Origin of the sequence: Natronospira sp. (assembly GCF_007134575.1) — a bacterium.
Taxonomy (GTDB): domain Bacteria; phylum Pseudomonadota; class Gammaproteobacteria; order Natronospirales; family Natronospiraceae; genus Natronospira; species Natronospira elongata.
On the sequence record NZ_SLKM01000153.1, the window covers coordinates 1 to 3,905 of the forward strand.

Sequence of the window (3,905 nt, forward strand, 5' to 3'; positions counted from 1 at the left end):
AAACACTGCAAGCTGCTGATTCTCGGCTCCGGCCCCGCCGGCTATACCGCCGCCGTCTACGCCGCCCGCGCCAACCTGGAGCCGGTGCTGGTCACCGGCATCGAACAGGGCGGGCAGCTCATGACCACCACCGACGTGGACAACTGGCCCGGGGACGTCAGCGGCCTCCAGGGCCCGGATCTCATGGACCGCATGCGCCGTCATGCGGAGCGTTTCGAAACCGAGATCGTCTTCGACCATATCAATGAGGTGCAACTGGGTGAACGCCCCTTCCGTCTCAAGGGAGACCAGGGCGAATACACCTGCGATGCCCTGATCATCGCCACCGGCGCCCGCGCCAAGTACCTGGGTCTGGAATCCGAGGAAGCCTTCATGGGCAAGGGCGTGTCCGCCTGCGCGACCTGTGACGGTTTCTTCTATCGGGAACAGAAAGTCGCTGTCGTGGGCGGTGGCAATACGGCCGTGGAAGAGGCCCTCTACCTGTCCAATATCGCCAGCCACGTGACCCTGGTTCATCGCCGGGATCAGCTGCGGGCGGAAAAGATCCTTCAGGACCGCCTTTTCCAAAAGGAAAAAGACGGCAAGGTCAGCTTCAAATGGAATCACACCCTGGATGAAGTTCTGGGTGACGACAGTGGCGTGACCGGCATTCGCATCCGCAACACCAAGGACACGGAAAAGACCGAGGAGCTGGAGGTTCAGGGTGCATTCATCGCCATCGGCCACCAGCCCAACACCGAGCTGTTCAAGGGCCAGCTGGACATGGAAGGCGGCTACCTGGTGGTCAATAGCGGCCTTAACGGTAACGCCACCCAGACCAGTATTCCCGGCGTCTTTGCCGCCGGTGATGTCATGGACCATGTCTATCGTCAGGCCGTGACCTCGGCCGGCACCGGCTGCATGGCGGCACTGGATGCCGAAAAATTCCTGGAAGCGCAGGCGGTGAACAAGGGCAAGGCGGCCTGAGCCGTCATGATCCGCCGCCTGGCGGGCATTGATGAAGTCCAGGCAGTGGCATGGAACCGGCTGGTCCCGGCGGACCAGCCGGCCTTGCGCCATGAATTCCTGTCGCTGCTGGAATCGAGCGGCGCGGTCTGCCCCGAAACCGGCTGGACAGCGGCCCATCGGGTCATCGAGGATGGCCAGGGCGGGCTCCGCGCCATTCTCCCCCTGTATGAAAAATCCCACAGCTTCGGCGAGTTCGTTTTCGACTTTGCCTGGGCGGACGCCTGGCACCGCAGTGGTCGGCCCTATTACCCCAAACTCACCGCCGCTATCCCGTTTACACCCGTGATCGGCCCCCGCCTGATGGCGGCTGAGCAGTCCGAGCAGGCAGCGCTTGCCGAGGCCATGGAGTCACAGGCCGATGGCAATCGCTTTTCCACCGCCCACGCCCTGTTCTGCTCCGACGAGGACGCCGGCCTGCTCGCTGAGCGTGGCTGGGTCCAAAGGGATGGCTGCCGCTTCCTCTGGCGCAACCGCAATTATCGGGACTTCGACGACTGGCTGGGCGAGATGCGCTCGAAGAAGCGCAAGAATCTCCGCCGCGAGCGCCGTCAGGTGCATGAACAGGGAATCCAGTTCCGTTGGCGAGAAGGCGAACAATTGTCTTCCATGGATTGGAATGCCTTTTACGAACTCTACGCCCGCACCTATCATGAGCGCATGCAAAAGCCTTATCTGCCCGCCAGTTTCTTTCCGGCACTCGCCCGCAAGATGCCCGAGTCGGTGGTGCTGATTGAAGCCCTGGACTCGATGGGCACTCTGGTGGCGATGGCATTCTGTCTGCGCGGCAACCGGACGCTCTACGGACGTCACTGGGGCAGCCGCCTGGCGCTGGACGGACTGCATTTCGAGACCTGTTATCACCAGGGCATCGAATACTGCATTGAACGGGGCCTGAAGTACTTCGACCCCGGCACCCAGGGCGAACACAAGCTGCTGCGTGGCTTCCCGCCGGTGAAAACCCGCTCCATGCACTGGATTCCCGATCCGGCCCTGCGCCGGGCGGTGGCGGATTTCGCCGCCGCCGAAGCGCGTCAGAATCAGGCCTACATGGCCGCGGCCCGCGCCCACCTGCCCTTTCATCGCGAGCACCGCCCTAACGCCCCGGAGCGGGCCCCATGACCGCCCTGCCCTGGCTTGACCCACGACGGGCGCCTCACTTTCCGAACCCCGGGGAAGCCCTGGAGGAACCACCCGGTCTGCTGGCCGCCGGCGGCCGCTTGTCGCCGGAATGGTTACTGAAGGCTTATTCCGCCGGGATTTTCCCCTGGTTTGACGAACGCAGTCCCATCCTGTGGTGGTCGCCCGACCCACGCATGGTGCTGCTGCCGGGTGAGCTCCACATCAGCCGCCGTCTGGCCAGACGCCTGCGCCGCCCCGACTATCGCATCAGCCTCGACCAGGCCTTCGACCAGGTCATTGCTGCCTGTGCCGACACCCGGCTTCGCCCCGATCAGGACGGCACCTGGATCACCGCGGAAATGCGCGACGCCTATCAGACACTTCATCAACTGGGCCATGCCCACTCCATTGAAGTCTGGCAAGGTGATGAGCTGATCGGTGGTCTATATGGCGTGGGGATTGGTCGGGCTTTCTTTGGCGAGTCCATGTTCAGCCGACAACGGGATGGCTCCAAGATCGCCATGGCCTGGCTTGATACCCAGTTTCAGGCCTGGGGCATGGCGCTGATGGATTGCCAGATCGACAATCCCCACCTGCGCCGGATGGGGGCAAAGAATCTGCCCCGCGAGGACTTTCTTGCTCGCATTGCGTGCGCCACTGCCAGCACATTGCCGGAACAGGCCTGGCACCGCCTGCATGTTCCCGACTGCTGCCGAAGCGGGGATAATAGCGACAGGCAGCTGGATAAACCGGAGACCTGGCAAGCATGACCCGCGCCCGCCACCCGCGCCTCCTGCTCACCGGAGAGCAGGATTGCCCCTATCTTCCCGACCGCCTGTCCAGAAACCTGGTCGTGGCGCCGGAAAGCGTGCGCGATGCCCATGACCACAGTGCCTATTCCCGCATTGGCTTTCGCCGCAGCGGGGATTTTCTCTATCGCCCCCATTGCGGCCAATGCCGGGCCTGTGTCCCCATTCGAGTCCTGAGCCGGGCCTTCCAGCCCCGCCGCCGCCATCGTCGCTGTCTTGATGCCAATGAAGATCTGCAGGTGGAGATTCTTCCGGCAACCTTTGATGAAGAGGCCTATCACCTTTACCAGGCTTATCAATCGGCCCGTCACCCCGGCGGTCCCATGGCCGAGGGGGATGAGCATGACTACATGGGTTTCATCCGTTCTGCCTGGGCCGAGACGTCCATGGTCCATTTCCGTCTCGACGACCGCCTGGTGGCCGTTGCGGTGGTGGACTGGCTGGATGATGGCCTGTCGGCGGTCTATTCCTTTTTCGATACCGCACTCAAGAAACGCAGCCTGGGTACCTACACCATCCTCTGGCAAATCACCGAAACCGCCCGCCGCGGCCTGCCCCATGTCTACCTGGGCTACTGGATCCAGGAAAGCCCCAAGATGGCCTACAAGACCGACTTCCGACCAGCCGAACTCTTGATCGGCGGCCATTGGCAGCGGCTTGAGCACTGAGGGTTTTGTCGGCTTCGATTGGAGTCTTTCCCTTTGATGGCGGTGACGGGAGGCGTTCCTGCCTTGGGGCCGACCTTTGGTGGGGGTCACCTGGGCCGTGCCAACGGAGCGCTGGCTTCTGCCTGCTGCTGTGGTGCCACCTTCCACCCTGAATCGCGGATAAATCCGCTCCTACGGCGGCTTCGGCATAAGCTATTGGCACCGTAGGAGCGAATTTATTCGTGATAAAAACCCGCGGATGGCACCAAGACATCGAACTAAACTCTCCACTAGCACGGCCAAGGTGACCACACCCAAGAGT

Annotated in this window: 4 protein-coding genes; all 4 read left to right on the top strand. The window is 62.6% G+C overall.

The window, feature by feature from the left end; translation table 11 throughout:
* On the top strand, window positions 1-966 hold a 966-nt coding region (gene trxB, locus ACJWXQ_RS06100), incomplete at its 5' end, for a thioredoxin-disulfide reductase (RefSeq protein ID WP_406672375.1).
* A gap of 6 nt (window positions 967-972) precedes the next feature.
* Window positions 973-2,127, top strand: coding sequence for a GNAT family N-acetyltransferase (locus tag ACJWXQ_RS06105; RefSeq protein ID WP_406672376.1), 1,155 nt, complete (start codon window positions 973-975; stop codon window positions 2,125-2,127).
* Window positions 2,124-2,897 (top strand): leucyl/phenylalanyl-tRNA--protein transferase, encoded by a 774-nt coding sequence (gene aat / locus ACJWXQ_RS06110; protein WP_406672377.1) that lies wholly within the window; start codon window positions 2,124-2,126, stop codon window positions 2,895-2,897. Before ACJWXQ_RS06105 ends, aat begins: the two co-directional genes overlap by 4 nt.
* The gene (locus ACJWXQ_RS06115; RefSeq protein ID WP_406672378.1) at window positions 2,894-3,604 is read left to right on the top strand and encodes an arginyltransferase; all 711 of its coding nucleotides are present in this window, start codon (window positions 2,894-2,896) and stop codon (window positions 3,602-3,604) included. Before aat ends, ACJWXQ_RS06115 begins: the two co-directional genes overlap by 4 nt.
* The last annotated feature ends 301 nt before the right edge of the window (window positions 3,605-3,905 follow it).